The 18309-nt window shown below is 32.3% G+C and carries 12 protein-coding genes; 7 read left to right on the top strand and 5 right to left on the bottom strand.

The genetic code is table 11. The features are described from left to right. The first annotated feature begins 58 nt into the window (after nt 1-58). A complete protein-coding gene (locus tag CLU82_RS03630; RefSeq protein ID WP_100841810.1) occupies nt 59-1378 on the top strand; it encodes an APC family permease in 1320 nt (439 codons plus the stop codon). A 76-nt stretch (nt 1379-1454) separates the two neighbouring features. Here CLU82_RS03630 and CLU82_RS03635 read toward each other — a convergent pair whose 3' ends face one another. Then, nucleotides 1455-4088 (bottom strand): valine--tRNA ligase, encoded by a 2634-nt coding sequence (locus CLU82_RS03635; RefSeq protein ID WP_100841811.1) that lies wholly within the window; start codon nt 4086-4088, stop codon nt 1455-1457. Between the two features lie 251 nt (nt 4089-4339). Here CLU82_RS03635 and CLU82_RS03640 point away from each other — a divergent pair, with 251 nt between their 5' ends. After that, nucleotides 4340-4729 (top strand): DUF1573 domain-containing protein, encoded by a 390-nt coding sequence (locus CLU82_RS03640; protein WP_100844921.1) that lies wholly within the window; start codon nt 4340-4342, stop codon nt 4727-4729. A 37-nt stretch (nt 4730-4766) separates the two neighbouring features. Here the strand turns inward: CLU82_RS03640 and CLU82_RS03645 are convergent, their stop codons facing one another. Beyond that, a complete protein-coding gene (locus CLU82_RS03645; RefSeq protein ID WP_100841812.1) occupies nt 4767-6098 on the bottom strand; it encodes a PDZ domain-containing protein in 1332 nt (443 codons plus the stop codon). Nucleotides 6099-6224: 126 nt separating this feature from the next. Here CLU82_RS03645 and CLU82_RS03650 point away from each other — a divergent pair, with 126 nt between their 5' ends. The 5 genes from CLU82_RS03650 to lgt all read left to right on the top strand — a co-directional run bounded on the left by CLU82_RS03650 (nt 6225) and on the right by lgt (nt 11227). Continuing rightward, complete coding sequence (locus CLU82_RS03650; RefSeq protein ID WP_100841813.1) at nt 6225-7421, top strand: pyridoxal phosphate-dependent aminotransferase; 1197 nt, start codon at nt 6225-6227, stop codon at nt 7419-7421. A 210-nt stretch (nt 7422-7631) separates the two neighbouring features. Continuing rightward, nucleotides 7632-8303 (top strand): GTP cyclohydrolase I FolE, encoded by a 672-nt coding sequence (folE, locus tag CLU82_RS03655; RefSeq protein WP_100841814.1) that lies wholly within the window; start codon nt 7632-7634, stop codon nt 8301-8303. Between the two features lie 132 nt (nt 8304-8435). Next, a complete protein-coding gene (gene cysS / locus CLU82_RS03660; protein WP_100841815.1) occupies nt 8436-9914 on the top strand; it encodes a cysteine--tRNA ligase in 1479 nt (492 codons plus the stop codon). A gap of 55 nt (nt 9915-9969) precedes the next feature. Next, nucleotides 9970-10218 carry a membrane protein insertion efficiency factor YidD gene (gene yidD / locus CLU82_RS03665; RefSeq protein WP_100841816.1) on the top strand — a complete coding sequence of 83 codons (249 nt, stop codon included), beginning with the start codon at nt 9970-9972 and terminating at the stop codon, nt 10216-10218. A gap of 76 nt (nt 10219-10294) precedes the next feature. Beyond that, nucleotides 10295-11227, top strand: coding sequence for a prolipoprotein diacylglyceryl transferase (gene lgt, locus CLU82_RS03670; protein ID WP_100841817.1), 933 nt, complete (start codon nt 10295-10297; stop codon nt 11225-11227). Nucleotides 11228-11846: 619 nt separating this feature from the next. Here the strand turns inward: lgt and secDF are convergent. The 3 genes from secDF to gyrB form a co-directional block, all read right to left on the bottom strand. Then, nucleotides 11847-14816 (bottom strand): protein translocase subunit SecDF, encoded by a 2970-nt coding sequence (secDF, locus tag CLU82_RS03675; RefSeq protein ID WP_100841818.1) that lies wholly within the window; start codon nt 14814-14816, stop codon nt 11847-11849. A gap of 226 nt (nt 14817-15042) precedes the next feature. Then, nucleotides 15043-15978: a malate dehydrogenase gene (locus tag CLU82_RS03680; protein WP_100841819.1), complete on the bottom strand. Its 936-nt coding sequence runs from the start codon at nt 15976-15978 to the stop codon at nt 15043-15045. A gap of 61 nt (nt 15979-16039) precedes the next feature. Beyond that, the gene (gyrB, locus tag CLU82_RS03685) at nt 16040-17983 is read right to left on the bottom strand and encodes a DNA topoisomerase (ATP-hydrolyzing) subunit B (RefSeq protein WP_100841820.1); all 1944 of its coding nucleotides are present in this window, start codon (nt 17981-17983) and stop codon (nt 16040-16042) included. Between the last annotated feature and the right edge of the window lie 326 nt (nt 17984-18309).

Here is an 18309-nt window from a genome sequence, read left to right on the forward strand (position 1 = left end):
AAAATGAGCACATTTTTTAATTATATTTACTCACCAACAACAATACTAAATAAATCCTATGACCCATTCCAAAAAGAACCAATTGCAAAAAAGCCTTGGATTAAGTTTTAATATTGCTGTTTTAATTGGAGGAACAATTGGTGTTGGAATTCTTCGTACACCTGGAGCAATAGCAGCAATGCTTGATAATTACTGGCTCATTATTAGTTGTTGGTTTTGTGGAGGAATATATATTTTAATTGGTGCCAATTCGTATGCAGAACTTGCTACAATGCTACCAAAAGCTGGAGGTTCTTACAATTATATAAAAAGAGCTTTTGGGGATTATGCAGGATTTCTTTCGGGTTGGTATGATTATATCTGCAATGCGATTCCTCCTGCATTTTATTGTATTGTTATTAGCGAATATGTGATTATTTTATTTCCTAGTTTAGAAAATCATGCTACTACAATTGCTCTTTCCTTTTTGATTACTTTTCTTTTAATTCATATCGGAGGCATAAAAAACGGAAGTGTTATTCAACAAGTGACCAGTGTGATAAAAGTAATTTGTTTTACCGCCTTAATAGTCTCTTGTTTTATATATTCCGGTGTAAAAATAGCTCCAATAGAAAAGGATACGTCAATTTTTCAAATTGGTCTTTTATTTGGTTTTTTCAAATCACTACAATTAATCATCGGCACTTATGACGGTTGGTATTCGGTTTGCTTTTTTGCCGAAGAAGACAGAAACCCAAGTCAAAACATTCCAAAATCTTTATTTAGCGGAGCTATACTTGTTATATTAATTTATGTTTTACTGAATATGGCATTTTTTCATGTCTTACCCGTTTCAGAATTGGCTAATTCAAATTTGGCTGCAGCAGATGTTGCAAAGGTTATTTTCGGAAAAAATGGAGCAATTATAGTAACTGTTATTGCTATTTTTTCTTTGATTAGTATATTGAATGCTTTCATGATGATTCCAACCAGAATCCTTTATGGCTTGAGTCGAGATGGTTTTTTTATTGAAAAAGGAACAAAAATCAACAAAGGCGGGACACCAATTGTTGCACTTCTAGTTTCATCTTTATTTAGTTTTGTATTGATTTGCATTGGTTCGTTTGAAGTCTTATTCTCTTTTGGAACGTTCATGTCTGTTATTGTTTGGGGATTGGCATATTGCTCACTAATAAAACTTAGAAAAAAAGAACCTAACTTACCTAGGCCATATCGTTCCATTTGGTATCCTTGGCTAACTTATTTAGCTATTGCAACTACTTTAGGACTTTTGCTTGGTTTTGTTTACAGTGATCTGAAGAATTTTATCATCATTGCTATTACGACGCTACTTTCATATCCTTTGTTTTTATTTTTAAATCGAAAGAAAAAAGCATAACTACTATTATAAAAAAACAAACCCGACAAATTCAAAAATCTGTCGGGTTTTACTATTTAAAAGCAAATTGGATTTCTTATTTCAATCCAGCCAAACTTTGCTCGATTGTAGCAATTTTTGCCAAAGCATCTGCCTCTTTTTGTCTTTCGTTAGCCAAAACTTTTTCTGGTACACCGTTCACAAATTTCTCGTTTGATAGTTTATTTTGAACTGATTTCAAGAAACCTTGAGTATATTCTAACTCAGTAGTTAATTTAGTAATCTCAGCTTCAACATCAATATTTCCAGTAATCGGAATAAAATATTCGTTTGATTTTACACGGAAAGATAACGCTCCATCTACTTTATCCGAAACATATTCCAATGCAGAAATATTTCCTAATTTGGTTACGATTGAATCAAAGTAGGTTGAAACCTTATCGTTATTGATCGCTTTCAATTCGATAGCATCTTTGAATGGAATATTCTTGTCTTTACGAATCGTTCTAACTCCTGAAATCACTTCAATCGTGTTTTCAAAATCGGCAATTAAATCCGCATTAAAAGGTTTTGCTTCTGGCCAAGTCGAAACGATTAACGCTTCTTCTATTGTTCTTTCTGCAATATGTTGCCAAATTTCTTCTGTCAAGAATGGCATAAAAGGATGTAATAATTTCAAGTTATTTTCTAGCATTTCTATTGCTTTCGCAAAAGTTACGCTATCGATTGGTTGTTGGTATGCTGGTTTTATCATTTCTAAAAACCAAGAACAGAAATCATCCCAAACCAATTTATAAATCGCCATTAAAGCATCTGAAATTCTATATTTCTCAAAATTATCTTCAATTTCTAGAAGCGTTTGTTGCAATTTAGCTTCATACCATTCGATTGCTACTTTAGAAGATTCTGGTTGTGGAATTGAATCTGAAACTTCCCAACCTTTTATCAATTTGAAAGCATTCCAAATTTTATTGGTAAACCCTTTTCCTTGGTTACATAATTCTTCATCAAACATAATATCATTTCCTGCAGAAGCGCTCAAAAGCAAACCTACACGAACTCCATCAGCTCCAAATTTTTCGATTAATTCTAAAGGTTCAGGTGAATTGCCTAAAGATTTAGACATTTTACGTCTTTGTTTATCACGAACCAATCCAGTTAAATAAACATTTGAAAATGGTTTTTCTCCTGCATATTCGTAACCAGCAATAATCATTCTCGCAACCCAGAAAAACAAAATATCTGGACCAGTTACTAAATCATTGGTCGGATAATAGTATTTAAAATCTTCGTTTTCAGGATCCATAATTCCACCAAAAACAGACATTGGCCACAACCAAGAAGAAAACCAAGTATCTAAAGCATCAGCATCTTGTCTTAAATCAGAAGTTGTTAGTTGCTGATTGTTTGTTCTCTCTTTAGCCAAAACTAAAGCATCTTCAATATTTTCAGCAATAACGAAATCTTCTTTTCCATCACCGTAGAAATAAGCTGGGATTTGTTGTCCCCACCACAATTGACGAGAGATATTCCAATCGCGAATATTATTTAACCAATGCGCATACGTATTATTAAAACGTGCTGGATGTAATTTAATATCGCCATCAACCAGAACTGATTTGATTGCTGGTTTTACCAAATCTTCCATTTTCAAGAACCATTGATCAGACAAACGAGGTTCGATTACCGCTTTTGTTCTTTCTGAAGTTCCAACTTTATTCAAATGGATTTCAGTTTTTGACAAAGCGCCACTTTCTTCAAGTTCTTTTGCAATTTCAGTACGAACCACAAAACGATCTTTCCCTTGATAATGCAATCCAAAACTATTCAAAGATGCATCTTCATTGAAAATATCGATGATTTCCAAATTGTGCTTCTCCCCTAGCGTTTTGTCATTCATGTCGTGAGCAGGAGTTACTTTCAAACAACCAGTACCGAATTCAATATCTACATATTCATCTTCGATAATTGGAATCACACGACCACAAATTGGCACGATTGCTTTCTTTCCTTTCAAATGAGCGAAACGTTCATCATTTGGATTAATACAAATAGCAGTATCGCCAAAAATAGTTTCAGGACGTGTTGTAGCAACTGTCAAGAAGTCTTCACTTCCTTCGATTTTATATTTTAAGAAAAATAATTTTCCGTTTTGTTCTTCATAAATAACTTCTTCGTCAGAAAGAGTCGTTTTGGCTTCTGGATCCCAATTTACCATTCTATATCCACGATAAATCAATCCTTTGTTGTATAAATCAACGAAAGATTTAATTACAGAAGCAGACATATCTGGATCCATAGTAAATTTAGTTCTTTCCCAATCACAAGAACATCCTAGTTGTTTCAATTGTTCTAAGATAGTTCCTCCGTATTTATCAGTCCATTCGTAAGCGTGTTTCAAAAACTCCTCTCTACTCAAATCTGATTTATTGATTCCTTCAGATTTTAATTTCGCTACAACTTTAGCCTCTGTTGCAATTGAGGCGTGATCCGTTCCTGGTACCCAACATGCATTGAAACCTTTTAAACGTGCACGACGAATTAAAACGTCTTGAATTGTATTGTTAAGCATATGCCCCATGTGCAAAACTCCAGTTACATTAGGAGGAGGGATTACAATAGAATATGGTGTTCTATGGTCTGGTTTCGAATGAAAGTAATTATTTTCCATCCAGTAAGCATACCACTTATTTTCAATGGTTTTAGCGTCAAATTGTGCAGGAATTGTCATTTTTATTGATGTATTTAATCGTTAATATGTTTAACAGATTAATCTTTTATTACTATTTTAAATCAAAGATCTATGAATGAAATAAAAGATTAATCGATTAATCAAATAAACTTTTTACTATTGGTCTAATTTTTGTAATTCTAATTAGCGACAAAAGTAAATAATTAAGCACAGTATAAAAAGCGAAATAAAAAATTGTGCGTTAATTAAAAGGTAGTATATTTACTATGCCTCCTAAAAAACAAATAAAAATGAAAAAAATAAAATATCTTATTGCATTACTATTTTTAAGCTATATAAGCTTTGCACAAAATGGTCCTAAAATTGACATTCAACAATCTGATAATACTGTTGATTATGGAAAAGTAAATAAATCATCTGATAATGGGGTTAGAAACTTTACATTTACGAATAGTGGCGATGCACCATTAAGTATTACTGGTATACAATCTACCGCCAGTTTTACTATACTATATAAGCCCAATCAACCCATTGCACCAGGAAAATCAGACAAAATTGAAATAAAATACAATATGAATCCTGGTCCAATTCGCAAAACTATTACATTGGAAACAAATGCAACAAATTATGATGGTGGTAGAGTTCCTCTAAAAGTTAAAGGAGAAGTACTCGCAAATTAATAATAATAAAAACGCTTTTAAAAAGCGTTTTTATTATTTACAAATCATTAATCAATTGAAAACTAAATTTCAAAACTTTACCTTCTCTTTCTATTTCCAAATAAATCATTTTATCCTCTTCTGATTTAAACTTTTCATTCAATTTTTCTAATGAATAACGATAAACAGGTTCTTTATTAATTGATATAATTATATCTCCTACTTTCAATCCACATTTTTCAGCAGCTGATTTTTTTCGAATATTAGCAATCTCATAAACTGGTTTAAGTTCAAATTTGTATTTAAATTCATTTGTAATATTCCTTCCACTTTCATCAAACGTAACTCCACCAGACAAAGGAACAGTTTCCATTTTCACTGTTTCTTTTACCCATTGTATTCCATTGTGTTTTATTTCAATACCGCTTTTATTATAAGTAAATGGCTCACCAAATCTAGAGTTTTTTCTCAAATAAAGTAGTTCATTCTCATAATCAAAAATTACAGAAAAACGTTTTAAAATTTCTCCCCCAACGGATCCTGCTCTATTTTTAACCATCCGAACATTTTTTATTGAACTTGAATCTGGAAAAGCCACAATTGGTAGTTTAAAATTATATTTATCAAATGAAAAGTTAGAAATCCTTGCTCTTTTTCCCTCAATATCACCACTAAATCCTTTTCCTAAAAAATCGTCAAAATTTTTAGAGGGAACTTTAATTTGACTGGATAAATCTTGAAAAAGCCAAACCGAATCGCTATTTCCAGAATCTAATAACATTTTTACAGGTATTTTTATTTCATCAAGATCAACTATTCCCATCAAATAAGGCTTAAGTCTCTCGATAGTGATTGCCATTTTATCGAATTTTTTTTCGATTTTTTTTCTATTAACTTCATTATTCTTATAGACAATTACTTTCTTATTGCCATAATCGATGCGAACCAAATTTTGTCTGAAAAATTGATACCCAATAATACCATTTACTGGAATACCAATTTGCGAAGAAAGATTAAAACTCTGATCTAAAATAACATAAATAAGTTGACGATAAGCTTTGGCTCCATCCATTTCCAAAACATTATTGGTAGTCTTCAGCCCTTCAATAGCAGCTTCGCTGCCCAAACCTTTCAACCTTATTTTTTCAGAATTATAAAAATTAACATTCGGATTATCTTCCAGACTAAAAAGAATAGTTTCCTCTACACCTGTATCTAAGAGAAAATTCAACTCAACTCCATTTACTTTTATAGGAATAAAAGTCAAATTATTGATTAAGGCTATTGGTATTGTAATTTTATCAACTCCTTTATCAAACACAAAACCTTCCTGTGCAAATACAGGTGTTATTGTCAGTAATAAAAGAAAAAAAACACATTTTTTTCTCATTTAGTCATATTTCTATATTATTACCCAATTATACGATAATAATGGGCAAAAAACAACAAAATAGACATATAGTTTACGGTGTTTTTGGAAAATAAATTGCAAATTTGCACCTCAAATTTAAGAATCATGCCTGAAATTTCAATCAGAGGTCGTAGAATGCCAGAATCGCCAATTAGAAAACTAGCTCCTTTTGCAGACATTGCTAAAAAAGAAGGACGTAAGGTTTATCATTTAAACATTGGTCAACCCGATATAAAAAGCCCTGAAATTGCCATTAATGCGATTAAAAATATTGACTTAACTATTATCGAATACGGCCCTTCTGCAGGATACGAAAGCTACCGAAAAAAACTAGCCCAATTTTACACCAAACAAGATGTAAAAGTAAGTTATGAAGATATAATGATAACTACAGGTGGCTCTGAAGCACTTTTATTTGCTCTTGGAAGCATTATGGATCCAGGAGATGAAGTTATTATCCCTGAGCCCTTTTACGCCAATTATAGTGCTTTTTCAGAAGAGTCAAGTGCAAAGGTTGTACCTGTAATTTCTAATATTGAAAGTGGATTTACACTACCTACAATTGAAGATTTTGAAAAAGCAATTACATCAAAGTCAAAAGCAATCTTAATTTGTAACCCTAATAATCCAACAGGTTATTTGTATTCAGAATCTGAAATTAAACAACTGGGAGAATTAGTTAAAAAACACGATTTATTTTTAATCGCAGATGAAGTGTATCGTGAATTTATATATGACGAAAGAGACAAGCACTTTTCTGTAATGAATCTACAAGGAATCGAACAAAACGTAATCATGATTGATTCGGTTTCTAAAAGATATAGTATGTGTGGCGCACGTATTGGCTGTATGGTAACAAAAAACAGAGAGGTTATTTCTGCTGCAATGAAATTTGCGCAGGCTCGTTTATGTCCTCCAACTATCGAACAAATTGCTTGCGAAGCTGCAATTGACACTCCTCAAAGTTATTTTGACGAAGTAATAGTTGAATACAAAGAACGAAGAGATATTTTAATTAGTGAATTAAACAAAATAGAAGGCGTAGTAGTAAAGACTCCAAAAGCTGCTTTTTATTGTATTGCTCAACTACCAATTGATAATGCAGATGTTTTTGCACAATGGCTTTTAGAAAAATACGAATTAAACGGTGAAACAGTAATGATAGCCCCAGCAGGTGGATTTTATTCAACTCCAGGAGTTGGTCTAAATCAGGTTCGCATTGCTTACGTTTTGAAAAAAGAAGACTTAATAAGTGCTGTCAACATTTTGAAAGAAGCACTTACTGTTTATAATTCAAAATAATTTTATCGGCTTTATTTTAGAAACATAGAATATAAAACATTAAAAGACAATAGCATTAATTGGTATTGTCTTTTTTGTTTTCTCATCGAAATAATCAATATTTCTATCGATTTTATGTATAATTAAAAGCTAAAGCTATAGAAAATGTTTCCTTTTTATTAATTATCTTTACCCTCTAAAAATAGACACTCATAATAATAGTACCTTTTAATGATAAACAACGAAGAATTTCAGGACGAAATAGGAAACAATCATATTAGTACAAATGCTCAAAATCCAGTAAGAAAAGACGCTTTTGACATTACCGATGAAGAAAAGATTGAAAAAATAAAAAAAGATGTTGAAAGCATCCTACTTACACTAGGAATGGATTTGACTGATGACAGCATGAAAGGAACTCCTAATCGTGTTGCAAAAATGTTTGTAAAAGAAATTTTTGGTGGATTAAATCCTGACAAAAAACCAAAAGCATCTACTTTTGAAAACAATTACAAATACGGTGAAATGTTAGTTGAAAAAAACATTACACTTTACTCTACCTGCGAACACCATTTGTTACCAATTATCGGAAGAGCACATGTTGCTTACATTTCGAGTGGAAGAGTTATTGGTCTTTCTAAAATGAATCGTATTGTAGAGCATTACGCCAAAAGACCACAAGTACAAGAGCGTTTAACGATGCAAATTGTTCAAGAACTACAACAAGCTCTTGGTACTGAAGATGTGGCTTGCGTTATCGATGCGAAACACCTTTGCGTTAATTCTAGAGGAATTAAAGATATTGAAAGTAGTACAGTAACTTCTGAATTTGGTGGAAAATTTAAAGACCCGCAAACAAAAAGAGAGTTTTTAGATTATATCAAATTGGAAACGAAATTTTAATATTTAGAAAAATCTAATTATTACCTCAAAGCCCTAGCCCTGATTGCAGTGAAAATCCTTTTTTATCATTTTTTTTCAAAGCATAAAAAAGATTGAAACGGAAAGCAGGATTAGCTTCAAAAAATAAATTCTATGTCCTTATATAAAAGTCAGACCTTAAAAATATACAATTCTCTTTCGGGAGAAAAAGAAACATTTACACCAATAAATGAAGGAAATGTGGGTATGTATGTATGTGGACCGACGGTTTACAGCAATGTACATCTTGGAAATGTGAGAACTTTTATGTCTTTTGATGTAATCTTTAGGTATTTATTGCATTTGGATTACAAAGTCCGTTACGTTCGAAACATTACTGATGTTGGGCATATTGTGGATGACGTAGATGAAGGTGAGGATAAAATTGCTAAAAAAGCTCGTCTAGAACAACTAGAACCAATGGAAGTTGTACAGCGTTATACTGTAGATTTTCATGATATTTTGAATGCTTTTAACTTTTTACCACCAAGTATTGAACCAACTGCAACGGGACATATTATTGAGCAAATTGAAATCATTAAAACCATAATTGACAAAGGAATTGGTTATGAAGCCAATGGTTCGGTATATTTTGACGTTGTAAAATTTAACGAAACCAATCATTACGGTATTTTAAGTGGTCGTAATATTGAAGATATGCTTGCCAATACGAGAGATCTTGATGGTCAATCTGACAAAAGAAATCCACAGGATTTTGCACTTTGGAAAAAAGCAGAACCACAACACATTATGCGTTGGCCTTCGCCTTGGAGCGATGGTTTCCCTGGTTGGCATTTAGAATGTACTGCGATGAGTACGAAATATTTGGGTAATCATTTTGATATTCATGGTGGTGGAATGGATTTAAAATTCCCACATCACGAATGTGAAATTGCTCAAAATGAAGCCTGCACAGGACATACTCCAGTAAATTACTGGATGCATGCGAATATGTTGACTTTGAATGGTAAAAAAATGGCCAAATCTACTGGTAATAATATTTTACCTGGAGAGATTTTGACAGGTGATAATGCTTTTTTAAGCAAAGCATTTTCTGCATCTGTAGCAAGATTTTTTATGCTACAGGCTCACTATAGAAGTATTCTTGATTTTTCTGACGAAGCTATTACTGCTGCTGAGAAAGGCTATAAAAGATTGATGGAAGCAATGGATTCTTTAAACGGAATTTCAGCAGGTGAAAATAGTACTTTAGACATCGCTAGCTGGAAACAATTGTGCTATGATGCTATGAATGACGATTTCAACTCTCCAATTCTTATCGCACAGTTATTTGAAGGAGTTCGTTTTGCTAATTTATTAAAAGATGGAAAGGAAACTTTGAATGCCGTCGATTTGCAATTATTCACAAAAACAATGCAAGATTTTATATTTGATGTTTTGGGATTGGAAGAAGAAAAAACGAATGGCAATACTGATAAATTAGAAGGTGTAGTTAATATGCTTATTGGGATGCGCAAACAAGCCCGTGACAATAAAGATTTTGCACTATCAGACCAAATTCGTGATCAATTAATTGCTTTAGGAATTCAATTGAAAGACGGAAAAGAAGGAACTAGTTTTAGTATTCAGTAGCCAGATTTTACTAGGCAAATTACAGATTTTTGAACTTAAGAATTTAAATAATCAGATGTTTCAAAAGATACTAATTTATCCATTTGTATTACTCGTTCGATTTTATCAGGGAGCAATTTCACCTTTTACACCTGCAGCTTGTAGATTTGAACCTACATGTTCCTCTTATATGATTCAGGCATTACAAATTCATGGATTGTTTTATGGTGGTTATTTAGGAATAAAAAGAATTTTGAGTTGTCATCCTTGGGGAGGAAAAGGATATGATCCAGTTCCAGAAAAGAAATGCAGTCATAAACATTAAAAAGAGAAATTCTTACCTTTTAGTTAACACAATTACTCAATTCAAAATAGTATTTTCACAAAAAATAAAAAATTAAATGACACAATCTCTACACAACCTTATTTGGAATCCCTCTGAAGGTATCGATTTAGGTTTCTTTATAGTACGTTATTACAGCTTAATGTTTGTAATTGCTTTTGGACTAGGATGGTACATCATGAAACATATTTTTGATAGAGAAAATATTGCTATCGACAAACTAGACTCCTTATTTGTTTGGACTGTATTAGCAACTTTAATTGGAGCGCGTTTAGGTCACGTTTTCTTTTACGATTGGGAATATTACCGCAACAATCTAGCCGAAATTGTTTTACCAGTTCGTTTTAATCCAAAATTTGAATTTACAGGATACCAAGGTTTAGCAAGTCATGGAGCAACTATTTCAATTATCATTGCGATGTACTTTTTTTCAAAAAAAGTGCTTCAAAAACCATTATTATGGATTTTAGACAGAGTAGTTATTCCTTGTGCTAGTGGCGCTATTTTTGTGAGATTAGGAAATTTCTTCAATTCTGAAATCGTTGGTAAAGAAACAACCTCTGCATTTGGAATCCGTTTTGTGAGAGATCAATTTACACCAAGAGAAGCTGTTAATGCAACTCAACTTCCAACACCAAAAGAAGCATATCATGCTATTGCAACTAATCCTCAATATGTTAATTTATTAGAACAAGTTCCAGCTAAACATCCTGCTCAATTATATGAAGCTTTTTGCTATATATTTGTTTTTGCAGTATTATTTTTCTTGTATTGGAAAACTGATGCCAGAAAAAAATCAGGATATTTATTTGGCCTATTCTTAATTCTTTTATTCACAGTACGTATTGTAGTGGAATCTGTAAAAGAAAGCCAAGGAGGTTTTGAAAACGACTTAGGAAACGTATTATCTACAGGTCAATGGTTGAGTATTCCTTTTATCATAGTGGGTCTATATTTTGCGTTTACAGCCAAGAAAGAAGTTGAAGCATAAGTGTTTCAACAAACAAATAATTAATAAAAAATAGCCACTAAATAATTTTAGTGGCTATTTTTTTTAGTCCATAAACAATTGATTTTTATATAATTTCAAATCATCAATAACACACCCATTTTTCTCAATATACGAAAATGTATACCCTCAAAAGGAGCCATTATCAATACTTATTTCTCTAAAAAACTCACTATGATTCAGAATAAACATCGAGTTTATTAAGCTAATTATTCCTAAACACTTTCGTTTATCAAATCTCTTCATCAGAACCATTCTTATTGATAATACAAAAATATATTCAAATCCTTTCAATACCATTAAAAACAAAAATAACTTTGAAGTAATAATAATTCAGGCTGTTTTAGATTTATTAAACAACAGTATTAAGCGAAAAACAAAGCTTCTTTGTCAAGCATACCCTTAAAAAATACATCTATTTTGCTAACAAAAAGAAAACGTTTTATACTGTGTAATTAAACTAATAAAATGCACTTTTATTTTAAAAAAAAAAAAAATAACTTTAATCAACAATTCAAAACTTTTCTCACTAAATAAATAATCAAAAAAAAAAAAAGGATTCAACTTTCGTTGAATCCTTTTTAATATTATGATGAGTTTACTAACTTTCTTGATGTTGAACTTCAACATTTTTCTTCTCTTCTCTAGAAATTGAATCAACCAATACTGGAGTAGCAATAAATAATGAAGAATAAGTACCAATAATAATACCAATAAGCATTGCAAAGATAAACCCTCTAATTGATTCACCACCAAAAATAAACATTATCAACAATACAAAAATCATTGTTAAAGAAGTATTGATAGTTCTTGACATTGTAGAGTTAATAGACTTATTTACAATTTCAGAGAATGATCCTTTAGTTTTACCATCTAAGAATTCACGTACCCTATCAAATACAATAACCGTATCATTCATAGAATAACCAATAACCGTCAAAATAGCTGCTATAAAGTGTTGATCAATTTCCATACCGAAAGGCATAAATCTCCAACACAATGAATATACCCCTAATACAAAGATTACATCATGTGCTACCGCTGCAATTGCACCCAAACTATATTGCCATTTTCTGAAACTAATAACCAAATACAATCCTACGATAATCATCGCTCCAAGTACAGCCCAATATGCATTAGTTTTAATATCCTCTGCAACCGTCGGTCCAACTTTTGAAGCTTGTACAATACCTAATTTTTTTCCTTCATAAGTATTCACAAATTTATCGTAAGTCATTCCGGCAGCATAATGCTTTTTCAAACTTTCAAATAATTTTTTATTTACATCTTCGTCAGCAGCACTACCTGTTTCTTGAATTTTATATTTGGTTGTGATTTTTAACTGATTATCTTCTCCAAATATTTTAACCTCTGCACTACCAAACACAACAGCCAATTCATCTTTAATTTCCTCTGGCTTCATTGATTTATCAAAACGAACCTGAAAAGTTCTTCCTCCAACAAAATCAACACCTTGATCAAAACCATTTGTTGCTATAGATGCAATACTAACAATAGTTACAACGGCAGAGAAAAGGTAAGTCCATTTTTTAATTCCTAAGAAATCAAAATGGAAATTAGTAAAGAAGTTTTTAGAAAAATTAGTTATAAAATTCAAATCATTTTTACCTGCTATATTTCTATCAATAAAAATTCTTGCAATAAATATAGAAGTAAATAATGAAGTAATAATACCAATTAATAAAGTAGTTGCAAAACCTTTAATTGGGCCTGAACCGAAGATAAACAATACCGCACCTGTTAAGATATGTGTAACGTTAGCATCAACAATAGAACGCATAGCTCCTGTCCAACTATAAGAAGCTTTTACCGCTTCATCAAGTGATTTCCCAGACCTTAATTCTTCTTTAGCTCTTTCATATATAATGATATTTGCATCTACTGCTGTACCCATTGTTAAAACGATACCAGCAATACCAGGTAATGTAAGTACAGCGCCTAAACTTGACAAAATACCAAACATAAACAATAAGTTAACCGCCAAAGCAATGTTAGCATACCAACCCGCTTTACCATAATAAACTATCATCCAAAGAGATACCAAAAGCAATCCAATTACAGCAGAATTAGTACCATTATCGATAGCTTCCTGACCTAAGGATGGTCCTACAACTTCAGACTGAACAATTTCAGCAGCTGCCGGCAATTTACCAGCTCTTAATACATTGGCTAAATCTTTAGTTTCTGTAACATCGAAGTTTCCAGAAATTTCAGATCTACCACCAGCAATAGGTCCACTAGAAACCCCTGGTGCAGAATATACAACATCATCAAGAACAATAGCAATATTACTCTTTTGAGTATAAGCTCTTCCTGTTAATTCTTCCCATTCTTTAGCACCTACATTATTCATTTGCATAGAAACTGCAGGCTTACCTAATTGGTCAAATGTATCACTTGCATCAGTTACAACACCACCTCCCATTGAAGCAACATTATCTCTATTTCCCTTTAAAGCGTATAATTCAACAGCTTCAACTTCTTTGTCTTTTTCACCTTTAATAGTAGTTGGTTTTCCCCAAACAAATTTTGCATAACGCTGCTCACCGGCTAATAAAATTCTGATGTCAGCTCTTTTAAAATAAGAATTGATTACAGCTGTATCTTTTGGAGAGAAAAGACCAAGAACTGGTCCACCGCCTTGAGCAATAATTTTATCTAAAATAGGATTATTACCTTTTTTAGTAGTTGCAGAATCTTTTGCATCAGTCAATAAAGCACTTAAAGAATCTTTTGCAACAGCTTTAGTTTCAACTTTTGCTATTTCAGTTTTTTTCAAAGCCTCATTAGCAGACATTAGGAAATTTCCAATTTCTTCAATTTTATAAGTTTCCCAAAACTCTAATTGAGCTGTACTTTGTAATAACTTTTTGATTCTGTCAATATCTTTAGCACCTGGAAGTTCTACAAGAATTTGTCCAGACTCTCCTAATTTTTGAATGTTAGGCTGTGTTACACCAAATTTATCGATACGCTTTCTTAATACTCCAAAAGCACTTTCTACAGACTCATCAACTTTTCTTTTGATTACTTTTTGAACCTGAGCATCCGTCATTTGAAAAGTAACTCCACCTTCACCTTGCAAACTTCTGTTTGCGAAAATATCAGGTGATGCTAATTTTACTGATCCTTTAGAATTAGCTTCAAAAGCTTCATAAAATGCATCAAGATAAGATTGATTTCCTCTTTGATTTGCAGTGGCATCTGCCAAAGATTTATTAAAAACTGGATTTTTCGAATTATTTGATAAACCTTTCAAAATGTCTTTAACTGAGATTTGAAGAGTAACGTTGATTCCTCCCTCTAAGTCAAGACCTTTATTGATCTGTTTATCTTTTACTTCATTGAATGTAAAATCAGTAAAACCTAAGCTAAACACTTCCACTTTACCAATAGAATCCAAATATTTTACTTCTTTCTCTGGATTACCTCCAGCAAAAGTTTTTGCATCACTTTTAATCTTACTAGAGACAAAAGTGAAAGAAAGTTGGTAAATACTTACCAATGCAAATAGAATTGCGAAAAATTTAATAAGTCCTTTATTCTGCATTATTACTAAAAATTAATTATTTTTATTTATTATTTTTTTGCTTTAAACCCTATAAAATAAGCCATTACGTCGATTTTGAAAAACAAAAAAGAGGTGCACGATTTATATCATTTTTTTTAAACCGAGCAAATATATAATTAACGGAAAGATTAACCAATTAATTTATTAATTAATATGAAAAAAAAGACCGCAAAATTGCAGTCTTTTTTTTTTCCTATGAAAATTATTATACTAAAACCGATTTCAAATCAGCATTCATGTTTCTTACCGCATCAGCACTTTTAGCAAAAGCAGCTTTTTCAGCATCATTTAATGCAATATCAACGATTTGTTCTACACCATTTTTACCTATAATACAAGGTACTCCAATGCAGATGTCATTTTGACCATATTCTCCTTCAACAAAGACAGAGCATGCAATCATTTTCTTTTGATCATTTAAAATACTATCTACCAAATAAGCAACAGAAGCCCCTGGTGCATACCAAGCAGAAGTTCCTAATAAACCCGTAAGTGTTGCTCCACCGACCATGGTAGCAGCAGCAACTTTATCCAATTCTTCTTGAGATAAAAACTGAGAAACTGGAATACCATTATAAGAAGCCAATCTTGTTAAAGGAATCATCGTAGTATCACCATGACCACCAATTACCATAGCCGAAATATCATTTGATGGCTTATTCAAGGCTTTAGACAAATAATATCTAAAACGGGAACTATCTAAAGCTCCACCCATTCCAATAATTCTGTTTTTTGGCAATCCAGTAGCTTTCAATGTCAAGTAAGTCATCGTATCCATAGGATTTGACACTACTACTACAATACAATTTGGAGAATGTGCTAATACATTTTCTGCAACAGATTTAACAATTCCAGCATTAATACCAATTAATTCTTCTCTTGTCATTCCAGGTTTTCTTGGAATTCCAGAAGTAATTACAACAACATCACTGTTTGCTGTTTTAGAATAATCATTGGTAACACCTGAAACATTAGTATTAAAACCAGTGTTAGTAGCGCATTGCATTATATCCATAGCTTTACCTTCGGCAAAACCTTCTCTGATATCTAATAATACTACTTCACTTGCAATTCCTCTATAAGAAATTGAATCCGCACAGGATGCTCCCACATTCCCTGCTCCTACAATGGTAACTTTCATTTTTATTTTGTTTTATATTAATTTCAAATCAAAAATTAAAAAACACAGTTACTCTAAACAACTACGCATCGATATTAGCGTAAACTGCATTTTTCTCGATAAATTCTCTTCTTGGCGGTACTTCATCTCCCATTAACATAGAAAAAACTCTATCTGCCTCAGCAAGGCTATCTATATTTACTTGACGAAGAGTTCTAAAAGCTGGATCCATTGTAGTTTCCCACAATTGTTCTGCATTCATCTCTCCAAGACCTTTATAACGTTGAATACCTGCGCTACCACCCATTCTAGCATTTGCTTGATCACGTTGATCATCATTCCAAGCGTATTCTTTTTTATTTCCTTTTTTAACCAAATACAAAGGAGGTGCTGCAATATATACGTGTCCTTCTTCAATCAATTCTTTCATAAAACGGAAGAAGAATGTCAAAATTAAAGTAGAAATGTGGCTACCATCGACATCGGCATCACACATAATAATCACTTTATGATAACGTAATTTCGAAATATTCAAAGCTTTACTATCTTCTTCAGTTCCAATAGTTACTCCAAGTGCCGTAAATATATTTCGAATCTCCTCGTTTTCAAAAACCTTGTGATGCATTGCTTTTTCAACATTCAAAATCTTACCACGCAATGGCAAAATAGCTTGAAAAGCACGATCACGACCTTGCTTAGCTGTTCCCCCTGCCGAATCTCCCTCGACAAGATATACTTCACATTTCGCAGGATCTTGCTCCGAACAATCAGATAATTTCCCTGGTAATCCACCGCCACCCATCACGGTTTTGCGCTGCACCATCTCACGCGCTTTCTTAGCCGCATGACGTGCTTGAGCCGCTAGAATTACTTTTTGAACAATAATTCGAGCATCATTTGGATTTTCCTCCAAATAAGCTTCAATCATATCACCTACAGCCTGACTTACAGGCGAAACAACTTCTCTATTCCCTAACTTCGTTTTAGTTTGCCCTTCAAATTGAGGTTCTGAAACTTTTACAGAAATAATTGCCGTAAGACCTTCACGAAAATCATCCCCTGAAATATCAAATTTCAACTTATCAAGCATTCCAGAAGTATCTGCATATTTTTTTAATGATCTAGTAAGACCAGTTCTAAAACCTTGCAAGTGTGTTCCTCCTTCGTGAGTATTTATATTATTTACATAAGAAAAAATATTTTCTGAGTAACTTGTATTATAAATCAAAGCTACCTCAACCGGAATCTCTCCTTTTTCATTATCCATCGAAATAACATGAGCAATGATAGGCTCACGGTTTCCATCCAAATAACGAATATATTCTTTTAAACCTTCAGTAGAATAAAACAATTCTGAAAGAAAATTCCCGTCTTTATCTTTTTCTCTTTTATCTGTAAACGTAATTGAAACTCCTTTATTCAAGAAAGATAATTCACGCATACGAGCTGATAAAGTATCATAAGAATATTCTATAGTTTGAGTAAAAATAGAAGGGTCCGGATAAAAAGTAACAATAGTACCTCTCTTAGAAGTTTCTCCGATTTGTTTTACTGGATATAAAGCTTTTCCTTTTTCGTATTCTTGTTCGTATATTTTCCCATCACTACTATGAACTGTAGCTCTCAAATGGTTTGACAAAGCATTTACCACAGAAACACCTACACCGTGAAGACCTCCTGATACTTTATACGAATCTTTATCAAATTTTCCTCCAGCACCAATTTTAGTCATTACAACCTCTAAGGCTGAAACTCCCTCTTTTTTATGAATACCAACTGGAATACCACGTCCATTGTCTTCAACAGATATTGACCCGTCCTCATTGATACTAACATATATCGTATCACAATGACCTCCCATTGCTTCATCGATAGAGTTATCAACTACTTCATAAACTAAATGATGTAACCCTCTTACACCTACATCTCCAATATACATAGATGGACGCATTCTAACGTGCTCCATCCCCTCTAAAGCCTGAATACTGTCTGCTGAATAATTGTCCTTCTTGATTTCTTCGCTCATATAATTTAATCTAAAAAAAATGTGTTTTTCGTCTAACAGCAAATATATAAAAATGTAATCTATTTAAGTGTTTTATTCCAACTATAAGCGTTTAAGTTATCAACATTTAACGTTTATTAAACACAAAAAAACACCTTGAAAATTGAAAGCCTTTTTTTAAATAAATCTGTATAAAAATATTCAGAAACCACATCCCATTCTTTTTCTTTTATCAAAATTAAACCACGCCAATTAACACAAAAAAACAATATAATAATCGAACATCTCAACTAACAAAATCTGCATAAATTGAGCTCAATGCATATGATTAGATTTTTTGTAATAGA

Origin of the sequence: Flavobacterium sp. 5, assembly GCF_002813295.1 — a bacterium.
Lineage (GTDB): Bacteria > Bacteroidota > Bacteroidia > Flavobacteriales > Flavobacteriaceae > Flavobacterium.

Coding starts and splice junctions, on each gene's coding strand:
- CLU82_RS03630 (WP_100841810.1), top strand. CDS start 59: ATGACCCATTCCAAAAAGAACCAATTGCAAAAAAGCCTTGGATTAAGT.
- CLU82_RS03635 (WP_100841811.1), bottom strand. CDS start 4,088: ATGACAATTCCTGCACAATTTGACGCTAAAACCATTGAAAATAAGTGG.
- CLU82_RS03640 (WP_100844921.1), top strand. CDS start 4,340: ATGAAAAAAATAAAATATCTTATTGCATTACTATTTTTAAGCTATATA.
- CLU82_RS03645 (WP_100841812.1), bottom strand. CDS start 6,098: ATGAGAAAAAAATGTGTTTTTTTTCTTTTATTACTGACAATAACACCT.
- CLU82_RS03650 (WP_100841813.1), top strand. CDS start 6,225: ATGCCTGAAATTTCAATCAGAGGTCGTAGAATGCCAGAATCGCCAATT.
- folE (WP_100841814.1), top strand. CDS start 7,632: ATGATAAACAACGAAGAATTTCAGGACGAAATAGGAAACAATCATATT.
- cysS (WP_100841815.1), top strand. CDS start 8,436: ATGTCCTTATATAAAAGTCAGACCTTAAAAATATACAATTCTCTTTCG.
- yidD (WP_100841816.1), top strand. CDS start 9,970: ATGTTTCAAAAGATACTAATTTATCCATTTGTATTACTCGTTCGATTT.
- lgt (WP_100841817.1), top strand. CDS start 10,295: ATGACACAATCTCTACACAACCTTATTTGGAATCCCTCTGAAGGTATC.
- secDF (WP_100841818.1), bottom strand. CDS start 14,816: ATGCAGAATAAAGGACTTATTAAATTTTTCGCAATTCTATTTGCATTG.
- CLU82_RS03680 (WP_100841819.1), bottom strand. CDS start 15,978: ATGAAAGTTACCATTGTAGGAGCAGGGAATGTGGGAGCATCCTGTGCG.
- gyrB (WP_100841820.1), bottom strand. CDS start 17,983: ATGAGCGAAGAAATCAAGAAGGACAATTATTCAGCAGACAGTATTCAG.